This is a genomic window from Salinicoccus cyprini (genome assembly GCF_007713705.1).
GTDB classification, from domain to species: Bacteria; Bacillota; Bacilli; order Staphylococcales; family Salinicoccaceae; genus Salinicoccus; species Salinicoccus cyprini.
The window spans coordinates 568,688-587,026 of the sequence record NZ_VMSJ01000001.1 but is presented as its reverse complement, the minus strand read 5'-3'; the positions used below and the strand labels follow the sequence as shown (position 1 = coordinate 587,026).

At 50.3% G+C, this 18,339-nt stretch carries 15 protein-coding genes; 1 reads left to right on the top strand and 14 read right to left on the bottom strand.

Going from position 1 to position 18,339, the window contains the following annotated elements; all coding sequences use genetic code 11:
• Positions 1 to 10: 10 nt before the first annotated feature.
• The 5 genes from FO441_RS02810 to FO441_RS02790 all read right to left on the bottom strand — a co-directional run bounded on the left by FO441_RS02810 (position 11) and on the right by FO441_RS02790 (position 7,127).
• Positions 11 to 1,834, bottom strand: a complete 1,824-nt coding sequence (locus FO441_RS02810) for an ABC transporter ATP-binding protein (protein ID WP_145285478.1) — start codon at positions 1,832 to 1,834, stop codon at positions 11 to 13.
• Complete coding sequence (locus FO441_RS02805; protein ID WP_145287308.1) at positions 1,827 to 3,548, bottom strand: ABC transporter ATP-binding protein; 1,722 nt, start codon at positions 3,546 to 3,548, stop codon at positions 1,827 to 1,829. Before FO441_RS02805 ends, FO441_RS02810 begins: the two co-directional genes overlap by 8 nt.
• Positions 3,549 to 3,662: 114 nt before the next feature.
• Positions 3,663 to 4,529 (bottom strand): 2-oxoacid:ferredoxin oxidoreductase subunit beta, encoded by an 867-nt coding sequence (locus tag FO441_RS02800; RefSeq protein WP_145285475.1) that lies wholly within the window; start codon positions 4,527 to 4,529, stop codon positions 3,663 to 3,665.
• Positions 4,529 to 6,268, bottom strand: a complete 1,740-nt coding sequence (locus FO441_RS02795) for a 2-oxoacid:acceptor oxidoreductase subunit alpha (RefSeq protein WP_145285473.1) — start codon at positions 6,266 to 6,268, stop codon at positions 4,529 to 4,531. The genes FO441_RS02800 and FO441_RS02795 overlap by 1 nt, the downstream gene beginning before the upstream one ends.
• Positions 6,269 to 6,368: 100 nt before the next feature.
• Positions 6,369 to 7,127, bottom strand: a complete 759-nt coding sequence (locus tag FO441_RS02790) for a TIGR00282 family metallophosphoesterase (RefSeq protein ID WP_145285470.1) — start codon at positions 7,125 to 7,127, stop codon at positions 6,369 to 6,371.
• A gap of 87 nt (positions 7,128 to 7,214) precedes the next feature.
• Between FO441_RS02790 and FO441_RS02785 the strand changes: the two genes are divergently transcribed.
• Positions 7,215 to 7,427, top strand: coding sequence for a hypothetical protein (locus tag FO441_RS02785; RefSeq protein WP_145285467.1), 213 nt, complete (start codon positions 7,215 to 7,217; stop codon positions 7,425 to 7,427).
• Positions 7,428 to 7,471: 44 nt separating this feature from the next.
• Here FO441_RS02785 and rny read toward each other — a convergent pair whose 3' ends face one another.
• The 9 genes from rny to FO441_RS02740 form a co-directional block, all read right to left on the bottom strand.
• On the bottom strand, positions 7,472 to 9,025 hold the full coding sequence (rny, locus tag FO441_RS02780) for a ribonuclease Y (RefSeq protein WP_255695281.1): 1,554 nt from the start codon (positions 9,023 to 9,025) through the stop codon (positions 7,472 to 7,474).
• 163 nt (positions 9,026 to 9,188) lie between these two features.
• Positions 9,189 to 10,244, bottom strand: a complete 1,056-nt coding sequence (recA, locus tag FO441_RS02775; RefSeq protein ID WP_145285462.1) for a recombinase RecA — start codon at positions 10,242 to 10,244, stop codon at positions 9,189 to 9,191.
• Positions 10,245 to 10,412: 168 nt separating this feature from the next.
• The gene (gene pgsA / locus FO441_RS02770) at positions 10,413 to 11,000 is read right to left on the bottom strand and encodes a CDP-diacylglycerol--glycerol-3-phosphate 3-phosphatidyltransferase (protein WP_145285459.1); all 588 of its coding nucleotides are present in this window, start codon (positions 10,998 to 11,000) and stop codon (positions 10,413 to 10,415) included.
• Position 11,001: 1 nt separating this feature from the next.
• The gene (locus FO441_RS02765; protein ID WP_145285456.1) at positions 11,002 to 11,826 is read right to left on the bottom strand and encodes a helix-turn-helix domain-containing protein; all 825 of its coding nucleotides are present in this window, start codon (positions 11,824 to 11,826) and stop codon (positions 11,002 to 11,004) included.
• A 9-nt stretch (positions 11,827 to 11,835) separates the two neighbouring features.
• Positions 11,836 to 12,639: a DUF3388 domain-containing protein gene (locus FO441_RS02760; RefSeq protein WP_425473443.1), complete on the bottom strand. Its 804-nt coding sequence runs from the start codon at positions 12,637 to 12,639 to the stop codon at positions 11,836 to 11,838.
• A 23-nt stretch (positions 12,640 to 12,662) separates the two neighbouring features.
• Positions 12,663 to 13,352 carry an SDR family NAD(P)-dependent oxidoreductase gene (locus tag FO441_RS02755; RefSeq protein WP_145285449.1) on the bottom strand — a complete coding sequence of 230 codons (690 nt, stop codon included), beginning with the start codon at positions 13,350 to 13,352 and terminating at the stop codon, positions 12,663 to 12,665.
• Positions 13,345 to 14,628 (bottom strand): EF-P 5-aminopentanol modification-associated protein YfmH, encoded by a 1,284-nt coding sequence (gene yfmH, locus FO441_RS02750; RefSeq protein WP_145285446.1) that lies wholly within the window; start codon positions 14,626 to 14,628, stop codon positions 13,345 to 13,347. The genes FO441_RS02755 and yfmH overlap by 8 nt, the downstream gene beginning before the upstream one ends.
• Entirely contained in the window at positions 14,615 to 15,880 is a 1,266-nt protein-coding gene (gene yfmF, locus FO441_RS02745; RefSeq protein WP_145285443.1) for an EF-P 5-aminopentanol modification-associated protein YfmF, read from the bottom strand. The genes yfmH and yfmF overlap by 14 nt, the downstream gene beginning before the upstream one ends.
• 10 nt (positions 15,881 to 15,890) lie before the next feature.
• Positions 15,891 to 18,305: a DNA translocase FtsK gene (locus FO441_RS02740; protein ID WP_145285440.1), complete on the bottom strand. Its 2,415-nt coding sequence runs from the start codon at positions 18,303 to 18,305 to the stop codon at positions 15,891 to 15,893.
• Positions 18,306 to 18,339 lie beyond the last annotated feature (34 nt).

Sequence of the window (18,339 nt, the reverse complement as noted above, 5' to 3'; positions counted from 1 at the left end):
ATTTGTGAAGCTATTTATTATCTGACACCATCTGGTAGTAGCGCCCCTCCTGTCGGAGAAGTTCCTGCTCAGAGCCGCTTTCGACCAGTTCACCGAGATCCATGACGAAGATCCGATCCACCGCCTTGATGGTATTGAGCCGATGGGCGATGATGATGCTTGTGCGGTCCTTCATGAGCCGTTCCAGTGCCTCCTGGATTTTCAGCTCCGTCACAGTGTCGATGCTGCTCGTCGCTTCATCCAGCAGCAGAATGGCGGGATCCGTGATCAGTGCGCGGGCAATCGAAATCAGCTGCTTCTGTCCTTGTGAAATGAAACCTTCATCCGCTTCAAGGATGGTGTCATAGCCGTTTTCAAGCTCGACGATGAAGTCATGGGCATTGGCGAGCCTGGCGGCCTCAACAACATCGTCATCCGTCGCATCGAGCTTCCCATAGCGGATGTTCTCCCGGATGGTCGACTCGAAGAGATATGGGTCCTGCAGGACGAATGCCGTCTGGGAGCGTACAGTGGCACGGGCATAGTCGAGAATATCCTCTCCATCGATCCGCACCTGGCCGGAATCCGTTTCATAGAACCGGGCCAGCAGCTGCATGACAGTCGTCTTTCCTGCGCCTGTGGCACCTATCAGTGCCACGGATTCACCGGCTGCTATCTTAAAGCTGAGATTTCTGATCGTCGGTGTCTTCTGCTCTGGATCATAGGAGAAGGAGACATCGTCAAACTCGATTTCGCCTTTGATGGTCTTATCTTCAATTTTTCCATGGTCGTTCTCGGTTTCGGAATCCATGATGCCGAATACACGCTCAGCACCGGCAATGGCCGACAGCACCTGATTGAACTGGTTGGACAGGTCGGCAAGCGGACGGGTGAACTGCCTCGCATACTCGGCGAATACCACAATGGTTCCGATGGTGACGAGGCCAGTGCCCGAGAGCGCCAGCAGCCCGCCGGCACCCGCAACAATCGTAAAGCTGATATTATTAAGCATATTCATCACTTTAGGAATGAACCCGGCATACAGGAATGCCCAGAATGTAATGTCCCGAAGACTGCCGGCCTTTTCGTTGAAGTTCTTGATCGCCGTCTCCTCCTGGGAGAACACTTTGACGATCTCCTGGCCGGAGACCATCTCCTCGATGTAGCCGTTCAGTTCACCTGTGGCACGCTGCCGCTTCTTATAGAGCGGACCGGTGCGCCGTGTGATGAAGCCGACAGCGAATATCAGTACAGGAATGATCAGCACCGTGAGCAGGGTCAGCAATGGACTCAGATAGATCATGACGCTGATGGTCCCAATGAGTGTGACGACACTTGTCGTGAACTGGATGAATGATGTATTGAGCGTCTGTGAAATGGTCTCGATATCATTTGTCATCCGGCTCATCAGTTCGCCGTGCTGGCGCTTGTCATAGAAGCGTACCGGCAGTTTCTGCATATGCGAAAACAGTCTCGAGCGCAGCTTGTACACCGTGCGCTGCGACAGCCCGACCATCATGAAGGCGGCAAGGTACTGTGTCGATGACAGCAGTACATAGACGACGAGCAGAAGCAGGAGTATTCTGGCGAGCCCATCCATCTGCTGCTGGACGAAATAGTTGTCGACGATGTAGCCGACGAGGAACGGCCCGGTGATGCTGAGCAGGCTGGTCAGTGTGACGAGGAAAATGATCGCATACAAAAGCACACGCTCTTCATTGATGAAGCGCCACATTCTCTTCAGCGTGCCCCATATATCGTTGGCCCGCTGGTCTTCCTTCTTTTTTCTGCGTCCGATTTCCTCTTTTTGAAGGACCGGTTCATTGCCGAATGGTCTTCTGATAAAATCAATCATCCAGCTGACCCCCTTCCGTCTGCGATTGAACTATGGAGCGGTATAGTGATGACTCTTGCATCAGTGTGTCATGGGGACCGAGTGCACTGATCTCCCCGCCATCCAGTATGAGGATACGGTCCGCCATTTTGGCGGTGACCACTTTCTGGGTGACGATGATCTGTGTTGTATTCTCTTCTTTGATCGCGTCCCACAATGCGGACTCGGTGCGGATATCAAGCGCCGAAGTGCTGTCGTCGAGAATCAGTATGCCCGGCCTGCGGACAAGCGCACGTGCAATCGACAGACGCTGCTTCTGACCACCGGACAGTGTCACACCCCTCTGGCCGACGCGTGTCTCGTAGCGATGATCGAAAGTATTGATCGAATTGTGGATCTGCGCCTTCTGGGTGGAAGTGAACACTTCCGACTCGCCAGCATCAAGATCACCCCACAGCAGGTTCTCGAAGATACTGCCCGAGAACAGTACCGCGGACTGCGGCACGTAGCCGATGGTCTCCCTGAGATCATCCTCGTTCCAGTCTTTGGCATTGATGCCGTTGATATAGACATCGCCCTCCTTCACATCATACATCTTCGGAATCAGGCTGAGCAGCGTACTCTTGCCGGAACCTGTGCCTCCCATGATGACGAGTGTTTCATTTTCTTTGACTTCGAAGTTGATATCACGGAGGACATAACGCGTCGAACCGGGATATTTGAAGGACACATTTTCGAACTTCACCGTGCCGGCCTGGTCCACCTTCCTGATCTCTTCATTGTTGTTTGATGTGATCGGTGCAACGAGCACCTCCTCCATCCGTTCACTGGATGCTTTCGCACGGCTGAATGCAATGATGATGAAGGCGAACATGGAGAAGCCGCCCTGCATGCGAAGGGCATAATTGATGACCGCAACCACTTCACCTACTTCGACATTGTTGTTCTGCAGCAGGTCGGACGCCATCCACAACACGACAAGCAGACTGCCGTTGATGATCAGAAGCAGCACAGGCATGATCGATTCCATCAGTCTCAATGCATAGATCGTATCATCCTTCAGGCGCCCTGCCACCTTGCTGAATTTGCTGATTTCAAAGTTTTCCCGGTCATTGGCCTTGATCAGCCTGACCGCTTCGAGATTCTGCTGGATGAAGCGGTTGATCCTATCCAGACGTTTCTGGACACGCAGGAAGATCTGTCCACCCTTGCGTGCAGTGATAATCAGGAAAATAAGTAGAACCGGCGTCAGAAATGACAGGTAGAAGCCGAGCGTCGGATTGACGACGAACGACATGATGAGTGATCCGATGACAAGCAGCGGTGCTCTTAAAATGATGCGCAATGACATATAGAGCAGCATTTCCGTCTGCAGCACATCCTGCGTCATCCTTGTGATGAGGCTTGATGTCGGGAATTTGGACAGCGTCGCAAGCGTAAAGTACTGCACTTTCCGAAACAGTGCTGTCCGTATATCATAGCTGAAGCTTGTGGCGACCTGGCTTGAGAAGTAGGAGTTGATGATGCCGCTGATGAAGGCGGCCATGCTGATGCCGAACATGATCAGCAGGTAGAACCATACAGCATCTATGTCTTCTGCCACGATGCCGTCATCGATGACTTTTGAAATCAGATAAGGCTGAAGCAGCTCTACAGCCAGTTCAATGAACATGAAGAAGAGAGCCACTATGATGAACCATTTATACTTGAGCGCGTATTTGTAGACTGTCAGCAATTGTTCCACCCATTTCTTTCGGTTACCGAAGTATTATGTCAATTATGACATAATTCAAACTATTTTAATAGATAAAATAAAAAAACCTGAAGCTCGAAGCTTCAGGCATATGACCTAGCGGAATTCCGCCATCAGTTCATCGAATGTTTCGTTTTCCAGCGTCATCTTCTTCTTGATGAGCGGCTGGTCTAGGTATCCATCGATGTTCTCCTGGTAGGATTTTGCTTCCTGGTCGTGGTAGATGATGCCCTTCAGAAGACCGTCGTACTCCATGACATTCTGCATCGCGTTCTTTGCATCCGTATGGTCGAAGTCCTCGATATCCTCGACAGCAATCAGGTTCTCCTTGAACCAGTCATAAGTGTTGACCTTGTTGTATGTCACACATGGACTGAACACGTTGATGAAGCTGAAACCCTTGTGGTCCATCGCCTGCTGGATGATTGCCGTCAGCTGTTTGATGTCGGAACTGACACTCTGGGCAACGAAGGTTGCACCGCTTGCCAATGCCGTTCTGATCGGCTGTATCGGGTTCTCCTTGGAGCCGTCCGGAGTTGTTTTTGTAACGAACCCTTTGCCGGAGGACGGAGAAGTCTGTCCTTTGGTCAGGCCGTACACCTGGTTGTCCATGACGATATAGGTGATATCGATGTTTCTTTTCAGTGCGTGGACTGTATGCCCCATGCCGATGGCGAAGCCATCACCATCACCACCGGAGGCGATGACTGTAAGATCATCATTCGCCATCTTGACACCTTGTGCCACCGGGAGGCTGCGCCCATGTGTGGAGTGGAAACCGTATGACTTGATATAGCCGCTCAAGCGTCCGCTGCAGCCGATCCCCGTGATGACAGCAAGTTCATCCGGTTCAAGTCCGTTGGCCGCGCACGCTTTCTGTATGGCCGCCTGGACACTGAAGTCACCGCAGCCTGGGCACCAGTTCGGTTTGATATTATTTCTAAAGTCTTTGAATGTCGCCATTACATAACTTCCTTTATTTTAAGAATCGAATTGATATGCGTTTCAATTTCTTCGGGTCTGAAAGGCGTACCATCATATTTGACGTAGGAACGGATTCTGTCATGCCCAGGATAATTCATCTTCAGGACGCTCTGAAGCTGTGCACTGTAGTTCTGCTCTATGACGAGTATCTCCTTGGCGCCATCGAGGTAGGGTCTCAACGCATCGATCGGGAACGGATGGATCTGCTTGAGGTTGACTGTCGTCACGTCCGCATCGATCCGCTCGGCTGCTTCTCTGGCGACACCGTTGACACTCAGGAAACTGAGTACCAGGAGATCGCTGTCCACGCTACCCTGGACTTTGAACGGCTCCTCCATCGTGAAGTCCTTCAGCTTGCGCATCCGCTTGTCCATCTGCACCTGGCGGTTCTCAGGACCCTCATTCGGTGTGCCGGTCGGGCTGTGCTCGACGCCCGTCACATGGTGGATGCCGCCTTTGATGCCCGGAATCGGACGATGCGAAATGCCATCCGCCTCGTCACCATAGCGTTCGAAGTACTCATCCGCCTGATCTTCAATATCTTCAGTGATCGTCTTGCCACGGTTGATTTCCACCCGGGAAACGTCGAACGGCGCAGATGACTGCTTGCCGAGTGACATCTGCAGATCGGATAGCAGGATGACCGGCACCTGATAGTACTCGGCCAGGTTGAATGCCTCTATTGTCGTATAGAATGCATCTTCAACATCGGAAGGTGCAAGTACGATTTTAGGAATATCTCCATGTGTACCGTAGATCATCTGCATGAGGTCCGACTGCTCCTGCTTTGTCGGCAGACCTGTCGATGGGCCGCCGCGCATCGTATCGACGATGACGAGTGGTGTTTCCGTCATGCCTGAAAGACCAATCGACTCCATCATGAGTGACAGACCCGGTCCGGCAGATGAGGTGAAGCTTCTTGCACCTGCATAGTTGGATCCGATCGCCATGGTCACTGCTGCGATCTCGTCCTCCGTCTGGATGACGGTACCGCCCACTTTCGGCAGGTTGGTGATCATGTATTCCATAATTTCACTTGCCGGCGTGATCGGATATGCCGCCATGAATCTGACGCCTGCATTCAGCGCACCGAAACTGATGGCATCGTTGCCGATCAGAAACAGGCGTGCTTCACTGTCCGATGGGAGCATTTCGAAGTCGCCCTTGATATGCCCCATCTCATCATCCATCAGCTGGTAGCCCTGGATCAGCGCTTCATGGTTGGCATCGACGATCTCCTGCCCTTTTCTGATGAACATCGTGTAGATCATATCTTTGAAAGGCTGCAGTTCAAGGTTCATCAGCCTTGCGCTGGCACCGATTGCAACCATGTTCTTCATCAGCTGGCTGCCGAGTGCTTTGGCAGTTTCAGTAAATGGAATGGATACAAGCTGTACATCCAGGCCTTCATCTTTTTTCGGACTGAATTTGCTGTCGGCAAGAATAATGCCGTTCTGAACAAGCTCATGGCTGTTCAGATCTATGGTCTGCTGGTCGAACGCAACAAGAATATTGATGTTGTCGCTGACCGCCCGTACTTCTTTTGTGGAAATTCTGACGTTATTATTCGTATGGCCACCTTTGATACGGCTTGAAAAGTGCCTGTAGCTGTATAGGTGGTAGCCCATTCTATTCAGTGTGGTTGAAAATATTTCTCCAGTCGATTCAATGCCCTCACCCTGCTGGCCACCGACTTTCCATGACAATTGTCCATTCATACACATTGCCTCCTTGTCCTTATGCTAATATACCAAAATCAGAGCCATTTTTCGATCATCCGGACGTGTCCAAAATGAAAATCAGCCTATCGGATGACCGCTATTCCTCGATGCGGATTTTGGCTATTTTACTGGTACCAGTATCGATGATGACGCCGGAAAGAATGCCTGCACCTTCCTCAGGTACGTTATGGCGGACCGGCAGCTGATGGATGAACCGTTCGATGACTTCCTCCTTGCGGATGCCGAGTATGCCATTTTTGAATCCTGTCATGCCGACGTCGGTAATATATTTAGTGCCTCCGGGCAGCACCTGTTCATCATTCGTCTGGACGTGCGTGTGCGTGCCGACGACCGCATCCACCCTGCCATCCAGATAATGGCCCATGGCAAGACTTTCACTCGTCGTCTCGCTATGGAAGTCGACGAAAATCTCATCCGCTTCGACGCTTTCAAGTATCGCGTCCGCCTTTCTGAACGGGCAATCGATGGCATCCATGAAGCTCCGTCCCTGCAGATTCATGATGAGCAGCTTCACACCATTGACATTGATGATGCCATGTCCTTTACCGGGTGCTCCTTTTGGAAAGTTGGCCGGACGGACCATGCGGATATCCTGCTCCATGAATTCATAGACATCCCGCTTGGCAAATGCATGATTTCCAAGTGTGATGAAGTCCGCTCCACTCGTCAGAATCTCCTTATAGATCTTTTCGGTGATGCCCTTGCCGTGGGCGGCATTCTCACCATTCACAATGGCCACCTGTGCACCGTGCTCCCGCTTCAGTCCGAGAAGATGCTCCGACAGCATTCTTCTGCCTACTTTTCCTACGATATCTCCAATAAATAGAATGCGCATTCGATTTCATCCTTTAAATTCATTTTGATGTTTATTATACATGTTTTAGGGAAGTTATATTTTATAAAATACTTAGGAGTGAATAATTTGACATTATCCATCGATCCGAAAGAATTTGCAAAACTGGCCCTCATGGCGAATCCTTCAAACAGCGAAAGCGTTGAGGATAAGGCGAAAGACAGCCTCGAGCTCTACTTGAGCGCCTACAAGCTTGCTGAGAAGTACGCAAGATTTTCCAACACCACCCAGGAAACAAGCGAAGCTTTCAACAGCATCAGGGATATCGACATCAACATGTAATATCAGCCAAAATAAGAAAACCAGCAGGATATCCTGCTGGTTTTCTATTTGGCATATTCTACTGCCCGCATTTCTCGGACGACTGTCACTTTGATATGTCCAGGATACTGCAGCTCTTCTTCGACCTGCTTCTTGATATCCCTTGCGAGACGGTGCGCTTTCAGATCATCCAATTCATCCGGCTTGACCATGACGCGTATTTCGCGTCCTGCCTGGATGGCGAATGTCTTCTCTACGCCACTGTATCCTTCAGCGATGGCTTCGAGTCTTTCAAGACGCTTCACATAATTCTCAAGCGTCTCTCTTCTTGCACCCGGTCTTGCTGCGCTCAGCGCATCGGCTGCAGCAACAAGAATCGAAATGATGCTTGTCGGCTCGACATCGCCATGGTGGGAATGGATGGCGTTGATGACCGTACCATGCTCCTTGTAGCGTTTGGCAAGTTCCACTCCGATCTCGACGTGGCTGCCATCCACTTCGTGGTCGATGGCCTTGCCGATGTCGTGAAGGAGTCCTGCTCTTCTTGCCAGCTGCACATCTTCACCAAGCTCACTGGCAAGCATGCCGGCAAGATACCCGACTTCGACAGAGTGCTTGAGCACGTTCTGGCCGTAGCTGAGTCGGTATTTCATCTTACCGAGGTGCTTGATGAGTTCAGGGTGCAGATTGTGGATATCAAGTTCAAAGGCAGCTGCCTCCCCTGCGTCGCGAATATTCGTCTCCATATTGCGCTTGGCCTTATCCACCATTTCTTCAATACGTCCTGGATGGATTCTGCCGTCCTGCACAAGGTCTTCAAGTGCATTTTTGGCAATTGCCCGACGAATGGGATCAAAACCGGAAAGGATGACCGCTTCAGGTGTATCATCGATGATGAGGTCGATCCCCGTCAATGTTTCCAATGTACGGATATTACGGCCTTCACGGCCGATGATGCGTCCCTTCATTTCGTCGTTCGGTAATGTAACGACTGAAACTGTCGATTCACTTGTATATTCTGCTGCATAACGCTGGGCAGTCACGGCGAGCAATTCCTTCGCTTTCTTATCCACTTCGAGCTTCATCTGGTTCTCTTTCTCTTTGACCATTACAGCCATATCATGTGACAGTTCCCGCTCCACTTCTGCGAAGATTTCATTACGCGCCTCTTCGCGCGTAAGTCCGGAGATGCGAGTGAGTTCTTCTTCTTGCCGACTGATAATTTCTTTAATCTTATGATCCTCGGCATCAACCATTTGCTGTTTTTCTTCAATTTTGGCTTCTTTGTGCTCCAGCGCCTCATCCTTCTTGTCCAGAACTTCACTCTTCCTGTCAAGAACTTGTTCACGGTTCAGCAATCTGGATTCCTGTGCCTTGAGTTCATCTCTCTTCTCACCGGATTCGCGTTCGAACGTCTCCCTGAGAGTCTGATTTTCCTCTTTTGCCTCGAGCAGCTTTTCTTTCTTGAGGCTGTCCGCCTGCTTCTGCGCTTCATTGATGATGTGCTCAGCAGAAGTCCGTGCCTCTTGCTGCCGTTTAGTCATAGTGTTTCTGACGATAAAATATCCGATTACAACACCTAGAAAAATGCCAAGCAAGATTAAGAAAATGTCTATCATGTCCACAATAAACACCTCCCCAACAGGCTCTAGCTATTGTTGTATATAATATCATGCATAACCAATATTATATATATACAATTCTAAAGATAAACACAGGAAAACGCAAGCACCAGAACGTCTTATTTGCATTCTGGTGCCATCTGGTCATACACTTATTCGTTTATAGTTCATCCTCGTCAAACAGCTTGTCTGAAGCTGTTTCCTCTTCAGGCACATCCACGTTCTTCTCCTTGCCGAATCCGAGTGCGTTACGCAGCTTCCCTTCTATCTCCTCAAGAAGTGCCGGGTTGTTGGTAAGCGTCTCCTTGGCATTCTCCTTGCCCTGGCCGAGGCGCTCGCCTTCATAGGAGTACCATGCACCGCTCTTTTCAACGATATCGTTCTCAACACCGAGGTCGATCATCTCACCCGTCTTCGAGATGCCTTTACCGTACATGATATCGACTTCTGCCACACGGAATGGCGGGGCAACCTTGTTCTTGACCACTTTGATCTTCGTGCGGTTACCGACGATGTCCGTACCGAGCTTGAGCTGTTCAGCACGTCTGACTTCGAGACGGACGGAGCTGTAGAACTTCAGGGCACGGCCACCGGATGTTGTTTCCGGGTTACCGAACATGACGCCGACCTTCTCACGGATCTGGTTGATGAAGATCGCTGTCGTATTACTCTTGGAAATTGCACCGGAAAGCTTTCTCAGCGCCTGGGACATGAGTCGTGCCTGGAGGCCGACGTGGGCATCTCCCATTTCACCTTCAATTTCCGCTTTCGGTGTCAATGCTGCGACGGAATCGACGACAACAATATCAACAGCGCCACTTCTGACGAATGCTTCTGTAATTTCCAATGCCTGTTCCCCTGTATCGGGCTGGGACAGGTAGAGGTTCTCTATATCCACACCGAGATTCTGCGCATAGTCGGGGTCAAGCGCGTGCTCTGCATCGATGAACGCTGCAATTCCGCCATTCTTCTGTGCTTCTGCTATTGCGTGAAGCGCTACGGTCGTCTTACCGGAAGACTCTGGACCATAAATTTCGATGATTCTGCCTTTAGGATACCCGCCGACACCGAGTGCCTTATCCAGCGTGATGGATCCGGTGGAAACTGTAGAAACTTTGCGTCCAGCATCATCTCCAAGTTTCATTACGGCGCCTTTGCCAAATGACTTTTCCATGTTCTTTATCACTGTATCTATCGCTTTTTGTCTCTCGTCCATAATTACCCTCCATTAATTCACTTCGTAATATATTATACCATACCGGACGATAAAAAGCGAATATATGTTCGCTTTTTATCCCCATTTCGCAAATTGCCCAAACGGTTATCAATCAACTGCAGATCAGGCTCGCAGTTATGGCACAACTGTCCGAAACACGCGCAGAAATCATTTCGAGCCATCACCCTGGAACACTGCCCGGCCTTTATGGAAATATTCGATGCCGGACAGTATCGTGAAGAATACAGCAATGTACATCGTTACGATTCCAGGAGAAAATGGCAGATACTGTGTAAACATATCACCGAACAGAAGGAGTACCAGTGCAATCATCTGGAACACGGTCTTTATTTTACCGAGCTGCCCTGCAGCACTCACATACCCTTGTTCGATCTGGAGTAATCTCAAACCGGTGACTGCGAACTCCCGGGCAATGATGACGACCGCAATCCATGAGGAGATGACCTGCAGCTCGACCAGAACGATCAGGCCGGTCGTCACCAGCAGCTTGTCGGCCAGAGGATCGAGAAACTTGCCCATGTTGGTGATGAGGTTCCACTTCCGGGCCAGGTATCCGTCCAGAAAGTCTGTCAGGGCAGCCACGATGAAGATGATGGCACCGATCATCTGGCTGACGATAATTTCATTTCCGCCGAGCACACTCAAGGAACCCCAGCCGAAATCCACAAGTGCAAATATTAGAAAGACCGGGATCAGAAGTACTCTGAACACAGTCAGCTGATTGGGTATATTCATGTCATTCCTCCTTTACCAGATTGAATTCATAATAGACGGTGACAGCGCTTCCGGCTTCAGGGTTTTCAAGAGGTTCGCCGTCAATGCGGACATTGAAGCCGGTCGAATCACCGAGTGTCAGATAGACGATCGAGGCCTCCGGAGAGATTTCAAACTCCCCTTCAGTCAGATTTTCATAGGCATACGTATTGCCTGCATCATCTGTCAGCGTCACCCAGGATGTGTCCTCGCCTGCAAGTGAAATGACCAGCGGTTCCACGACATGAAGATCATAATAGAACGTACTGCCTTCGGAACCACTATAGGAATAGTCGGTCGCAGGCGCTTCTGTCGGTTCCTCGGTCGGCGCCTCCACTGTCTGCTCTGCCGGTTCCGAAGATGCCGTTTCGCTTTCATCCGGCTGTACGATGAGGTCCTCCTCCACACTATAGATCGGCTCCTTCTCGAACAGGTCCGTCTGTGCACCGACCTGGAGCAGTACCATCCAGCCGACGAAAAGGACACCGACCAGGACGAGGAAACTGATCAGCACCTTTTTGAAATACTGATAGTCCTCATTCTGCGACTGATGCCGCTTTCTTTCATTTAAGTTGTCATCAGGAAGTCCATCCGCATACCTTTCCATGATGGCGTTGGAATCGAGCCCGACCGCTCTTGTATACTGCTGCAGCAGGAAAGGTGCATGAGCCGGTTCCGGCAATGCGTCGAGGTCATCGCTTTCAATCAGTCTGATGATTTCTTTCCTGATGCCGGACTTCTCCTGCATCTCCTTCAGGGTGATTCCTGACTGTTCTCTTTTATTTTTCAAATAAGCACCGAGTTTCATGGGTCCTCCCTACATTCCACCAAAGAAGTTCGTATCTTCATCTTCGAACCAGTGCTGCTTCTTATGCTTCTCATAGGTGATTTCCTGGTTCTCATCTTCTCTCAGTTCAATGATATAGTCGAAATCTTCGAGTTTGTACTGCATGCCTTCAATAAAGAGATCCGGGTGTTCGATCACCTTGACGGCAGGATAGCTCATGATCTCCCTGATCAGCTGCTTATGCGCCTCCTCGGTGGATTTCATGGTCACCGCCCCATCGATGATGAACACATTATTCTCATCGTACTCGCCTTTGAGCAGGCTTGTACGTTCCGTCTGCTTGATCAGTGTCGAGGAGAGGAAGAGCCATTTCTTTTTGGCTGTCACACTGCCGGCGACGATGGACTCCGTCTTGCCGACGCGCGGCATGCCGCGGACACCGATGATCTTATGGCCCTTCTCCTTGAATATTTCAGCCAGAAAATCCACCAGGATACCGATTTCCTCCCGGGTGAACCGGAAAACCTTCTTGTCCTCTTCATCTCTTTTGATGAAACGTCCGTGCCTGACAGCAAGACGATCGCGCACTTGCGGCTTTCTTATTTTGAGTATCTGGATGTCATCGATATAGGCACTCATATATTCGAAGCGTTTCAATTTGTTGAGTTCATCCGTGCGGACCAGCAGTCCGCGCCTTCTGTTCTCCACCCCGTTGATCGTATCGATGCTGATGCCGAGGTTGCCGAGCAGTGAGGAGATGTCGCCGAGCAGGCCGGGCCGGTTGTTCAGAATTTCATATTCCATATACTGTTCAATGTTTCTCTCGGGATACATCGGCTTCCCTTTTCCAGTATCACTCATGTATACCATCCCCCATTGATATTCATAATCTCACCTGTAACAGAGCGGGCGCCTGGACTCAGCAGATAAGCGACAGCATGCATCACTTCCTCCCGTGCGACAAAGCGCGACTGCGGCAGTTCCTGGATCAGAAACGCCTGGTCCTCCTGGGACAGCTCACTGGTCATTTTTCCTTCAACAACACCTGGAGCAATGCCATTCACTGTAATGGTGGTACCCGCAAGCTCTTTGGCAAGCGATTTGATGAGCGCCTCCTGGGCGCCTTTCATGGCAGCGTAGACACTCTCGAAGCTCGCTCCGTGACGCCCCCAGATCGAAGTGATGATGATGATCCGTCCGCATCCACTTTTCCTGAGCTTCGGAAGGAGTACTTTGATGAACGTGATCAGTGAGCGGAGGGAAATATTGTACTGTGCATCCACTTTTTCGAGTGGCGTGTCCTCAAGCATCTCGAAAAGTGTTTCCCCAGGGCACCAGATCAGGCTGTCCACATGGTCGATATCCTTGAATATGTTTTCCACTGCCGATGCATCCAACGGCTCGGACAGATCAAGAAAATGATGGATGCTGTCGTAGTCCGGCGTCTGCGACCGGGAAAAAGACCAGATTTCGGCCTTACCTTCGAGGCCTGCATGAATGGCACTGCCGATATCGCCGGTACTACCGACGATGATGTGCCTAGTCATGCGGTTTCAGTACGCACTCCACCATGTACCGGGTATCCAGTACATCAGCAAAGTGCTGCTTTACATCATTGATTGTAATGCTGTCTATGACTTCAGGCAGCTGATAGAGATCATAGCCGTCCAGATAGTACTTTGTATACTGGTTGGCGATATACTCCGGTGAATTGAGACTGGAGAGATAGTCGCCGATGATCTCCCTTTTCTGGACTTTCAGTTTTTCGTCTGTGAAGAAATTACTGTCCTTGACTGTCTCTATTATAGACGTAATCTCCTCTGTAAACCGTTCCGGCGCTTCCGTATTGGATGCAAACAGCAGATGGGAGAAGGAAACTTCTTCGATATGGCTGAAATTGAAAGAATCATCGATCAGCCCTTTCTCCATCAGTTCATAATAGTACTTCGATTGCTCGCCGAATACCATATCCAGTGCGAACATCATCGACAGGTCCCTTTTCAGACGTTCCATGGCATCCCTCTTATCCTGATGATGCTTGAAACCGAGCATGATGCGCGTCTCCTCGACATCCATCTCAAGCACACTGTGCGGCTTGACGATTTCCCGTGGTTCTTCCGGCAGCACTCTTTCGATCCTGGGCGCATCCATGACGCCCCGTTCCGACTGGTGCTGATCGATGGCGGCCATGACAGCATCCACATCGAATTCGCCGACAAGGATGAGCACCATATTGGATGGATGGTAGAATGTCCTGTGGCACAGGAACAGATGGTCGCTTGTTATTTCACCGATCGACGCCTCGGTACCGGCAATGTCATCCTTCACCGGCAGGTTATGGTACATCTGGTTCAATGTTTCAAAATAGAGCTTGTACCCCGGGTTATCCTGGTACATCTTTATTTCCTCACCGATGATGCCGACTTCCCGCTCGACCGTCTCTTCTGTGAAGTACGGTTTTTCGACCATATCCATGAGCAGCTTCAGATTCTTATCGAAGGACTCTGTAGTACTGAAAAGGTAGGACGTCCGATCATATGAAGTGAATGCATTGGCGCTGGCGCCATATTTGGAGAAGAGGTTGAAGACGTCCCCATCCTCCTTTTCGAACATCTTGTGCTCAAGAAAGTGCGCGATGCCTTCAGGCACTCTGAAGGACTCCCCATCCACGTTGAAATGGTCATCCATCGAGCCGTACTTCGTCGTATAGGTGACGAACTTCTTGCTGTACTCGGGCTTCTGGACGATGAACACGTCGAGGCCATTGGCACACTTGTGCTGGTATACACTTTCATCAATTTCAGGATAGTCAATTCTTTTCATCTTCGTCACTCCTTGTCAGTACATATACAGTATCGAGGACTACACGGCTTGAGATCTCTCTGATCATGTCGCTGTCCACTGCCTGGAGCCGCTCTTCCCATGAACGATCCTGTACACCCTGGATCAGCCGGTTGTATTCCATGGTGATCAGGCCTTTCGGCTTGTCCATGATCTCCTGCCTGTTTACTCTCATCATTCTCTTTACCTCTTCGACAAACTCTGCTTCGAATGCACCATTCTTTATGGCGTCAAGCTCCGCAAGTATCGCAGATTCCGCTGTCTCTACGTTGGCGGGGTCGATACCGCCCATGACGAACAGATAGCCGTTCCTGACGTCGACCTGGGAATGGATCTGGTAGGCCAGGCTCAGTTTTTCGCGTATGTTCCGAAACAGCAGGGAGGAGGCGGAACCGCCATACATCTGGTTCATGACATTGAATGCCATCTGCTCCTGCAGGTTTCTGATGTCCACTCTGAAGCCCATGTTCAGCTTTGCCTGTTCGATCTGCTGAGTATCCTTCGCATTCTTGACCTTCTCCACTGGACGGTATGGGTATGGCCTGTGTTCGATCACGACCGGTGCTTCACGTGAACAGATTGTGGAGAGATCCTGTTTGATGTCTTCATCCACTGCACCGGCAACCAGTATGGCCATGTCATCGCCCGACATCATCTGTTCGTGCTCTGCTCTTATATCCTCCAGAGTGATTGAGTCGATGTCTCCGAGGACGCCGTGGGACAGGTATTTATAGTCCTCATCCTCAAACATGACGTCGATCATCGACTGGAAGCTCGACTGTGCCCGGTTATCCTTCATGCTCTTGAGGCGGTTCTTATAGAGCCGCTTCTCTTTTTTGAAGAACTCCTCATATGAATCGTCGTAATGGGATGGCGTTTCAAGTACATCCCGCAGCAGGCGGCACATCTCCCCTGCCACATCAAGATTCTCCTTGATGAACCTGTCATTGACGAACTCCATGCTCAGGGTGACGATATGATCCTCCCCTTTACGGCCGACATTCGATGTCAGATGTGCACCATAGTAATGGGCGAGGTGCTTCAGTAGATCCGCCTCCCTTCTGAACTGGAGGGTTCTTTTGATCATCATTCTGGACAGTATGTTTCTTGTCGTCACACGGCTTCTTTCGAGCCTGCTTCTGAACTGGAGCTGGATCGTTATGGTCTTGAACTTGTTCGTTTCGATGATGACTGCCGGAATATTGTTCACTTCTGTACGGTCTGCTGTATACATGTATTACTCCTTATTCTTCATTCTGTACAAGTACATTTCTCGGCTTGCTGCCGCTGCTCGGTCCAATGACCCCATTTGCTTCAAGATCATCGATCAGCCGGGCTGCCCGGTTGTAGCCTACCCTGAACTGGCGCTGCAGAAGGGATGCACTTGCACGCTGCTCTTCGATGACAAACCATTTGGCATCCGGGTAGAGCGCATCCTCGGATTCCTGCTGCTCTTTCTGAACCGGTTTGTTCATGATCGATTTTTCGTAATTGGCCTTCATCTGGCTTGTAATATAATGGACGACATCGCTGACTTCATTGTCGGAGAGGAATGCCCCCTGCACACGGATCGGCTTGGACTTGCCGGATGGCAGGAAGAGCATGTCGCCCCGGCCGAGCAGCTTCTCTGCCCCCTGTGAATCGATGATGGTCCTCGAGTCCGTCTGGGAGCTGACGCTGAAGGCGATTCTTGATGGTATGTTCGCTTTGATGATACCTGTGATGACGTCGACTGATGGCCTCTGGGTCGCGATGATCAGATGGATGCCGGCGGCACGTGCCATCTGCGCGATTCTGGTGATGGAGGCTTCAACGTCCTTCGAAGCAACCATCATCAGATCGGCAAGTTCATCGATGATGACAACAATATATGGCAGTTTCTGAACCTTTTCAGGTGTTTCGCTTTCACGTTCCAGATACTGGTTGTATGCTTCAATGTTACGTGTATTGGAGTGGGAGAACAAGTCATATCTCCGCTCCATCTCGCTGACGATCCTATTCAGGGCATCGCTCGCCTTCTGAGGGTTGGTTACCACAGGACTGAGCAGATGCGGAATGCCATTATAGACATTCAGTTCGACCATTTTCGGGTCGATCATCATCAATTTGACTTCGTGCGGCTTTGCATTCATCAGCAGGCTTATGATGATGCCGTTGATGCAGACGGATTTACCGCTGCCTGTGGAGCCCGCAACAAGGAGGTGCGGCATCTTGTTGAGCTCCGCTGATATCGGACTGCCCGATATATCCTTGCCGAGCGCCACTTCAAGCGGATTGTCACTTGTTCTCCGTTTGAGCACCTCGCGTAGCGTCACCATGCTGATGACGGAGTTCGGCACCTCGATGCCGACTGCGGATTTTCCTGGAATCGGTGCTTCTATACGGATATCCTTGGCTGCCAGACTGAGTGCGATATCGTTCTGGAGATTGATGATCTTGCTGACCTTTACACCGATATCCGGCTGGATTTCAAACTGGGTGACGGCCGGGCCGATACGGATTTTCGAAACTTTGGCATTGACCCCGAAGTTCTTGAGCGTCTCTTCAAGAATCTTGCCCTGCTTCAGCACTTCCTTATTGCTGACCGTCTCGGACACTTCTGCATCCTTCAGCATGGTGATGGACGGCAGCTCATACTGCTTCAGCTGCTTGATCTCTTCCTCATCGAATGTCGCCGGTTCCCCATCACTGCTCTCATCCGCTGCCTCATAATCATCGGGGTAGTCTTCATTTTCATACTCTATTTCTGTCGCCTCAGTGCTTTCCTTCTCGATTTCAGCTGTTGTACCGGAGTCTGATGCTTTCTGTGCAGTCGTTTCCTGCTGCGTTGCAGCTTCCGTCCGGTCGTATTCATGCATCGTCTCGATGATGGACTCATCTGCTTCAAACTCGGCGGGCTGCTTCGGCGCCGCCCCTTTTTCAGCTGCAATCATGGTTTTTGCAGGCTGTTTCTTTGCAGCAGGGGTCTTGATCCTGTCATCTGCTTTCTTTCTGTCCGATGCCTTTTCAACCAGTCTTGAAAAAAGCCTGGCCAGCTGCTCGTAAAGCGCCCCGAGACCTCTGATGACCGCATTGGCGATTCCTTTCAGCACTTTTGATGTCTTCACCATATCATGGGATATGGACTGCTCGATGTCTTTCGAAGTGATCAGCAGATAGCTGATATAAAGGAAGATCAATCCGAGCAGCAGCGTTCCCACCATGGAGATGCCTGTGGATGAAAATGAAAACAGCACCTGGCCGATGATGCCGCCACCGAAGAAGGCCATAATTCCGACGGTCTGTATCGTTTCAACAGTCTGCTGAAAAGTGTAGAAATCTTCTATTCTTGCTCTGTCTACAATATAAAGCAGTGTATGGAACAAGAACAGCAGTCCGAACTGCATCAGCATATATCCGCCCATTCTGCGGGTAAGTGGTATTTTCTGCTCAGCTGCCAGATATATGCTTGTGAGAAAAAGCATAAGATATGTAAAATACCTGCTTGTACCGAAGAGGTAGGCAAAAAATGCATCGGTGTATGTACCTATGACACCGAGCTGAAAAATGGTGATGAACAAAATGACGATGAGAATAAAGGCGGAAATCGAATAATAGGTTCTATTATCCTTCTTTTTCTTCTTCCTTGTCTGCCTCGACTTCCCGGTTTTCTTTGCCATCGTCTGCGTCCCTCCTATTTACAATGAGACTGCC

What these genes read in the sequence shown, in the direction of transcription:
- FO441_RS02810 (WP_145285478.1), bottom strand. Translation starts at nt 1,834, where the DNA reads ATGATTGATTTTATCAGAAGACCATTCGGCAATGAACCGGTCCTTCAA.
- FO441_RS02800 (WP_145285475.1), bottom strand. Translation starts at nt 4,529, where the DNA reads ATGGCGACATTCAAAGACTTTAGAAATAATATCAAACCGAACTGGTGC.
- FO441_RS02795 (WP_145285473.1), bottom strand. Translation starts at nt 6,268, where the DNA reads ATGAATGGACAATTGTCATGGAAAGTCGGTGGCCAGCAGGGTGAGGGC.
- FO441_RS02790 (WP_145285470.1), bottom strand. Translation starts at nt 7,127, where the DNA reads ATGCGCATTCTATTTATTGGAGATATCGTAGGAAAAGTAGGCAGAAGA.
- rny (WP_255695281.1), bottom strand. Translation starts at nt 9,025, where the DNA reads ATGATAGACATTTTCTTAATCTTGCTTGGCATTTTTCTAGGTGTTGTA.
- recA (WP_145285462.1), bottom strand. Translation starts at nt 10,244, where the DNA reads ATGGACGAGAGACAAAAAGCGATAGATACAGTGATAAAGAACATGGAA.
- pgsA (WP_145285459.1), bottom strand. Translation starts at nt 11,000, where the DNA reads ATGAATATACCCAATCAGCTGACTGTGTTCAGAGTACTTCTGATCCCG.
- FO441_RS02765 (WP_145285456.1), bottom strand. Translation starts at nt 11,826, where the DNA reads ATGAAACTCGGTGCTTATTTGAAAAATAAAAGAGAACAGTCAGGAATC.
- FO441_RS02760 (WP_425473443.1), bottom strand. Translation starts at nt 12,639, where the DNA reads ATGTATCCCGAGAGAAACATTGAACAGTATATGGAATATGAAATTCTG.
- FO441_RS02755 (WP_145285449.1), bottom strand. Translation starts at nt 13,352, where the DNA reads ATGACTAGGCACATCATCGTCGGTAGTACCGGCGATATCGGCAGTGCC.
- yfmH (WP_145285446.1), bottom strand. Translation starts at nt 14,628, where the DNA reads ATGAAAAGAATTGACTATCCTGAAATTGATGAAAGTGTATACCAGCAC.
- yfmF (WP_145285443.1), bottom strand. Translation starts at nt 15,880, where the DNA reads ATGTATACAGCAGACCGTACAGAAGTGAACAATATTCCGGCAGTCATC.
- FO441_RS02740 (WP_145285440.1), bottom strand. Translation starts at nt 18,305, where the DNA reads ATGGCAAAGAAAACCGGGAAGTCGAGGCAGACAAGGAAGAAGAAAAAG.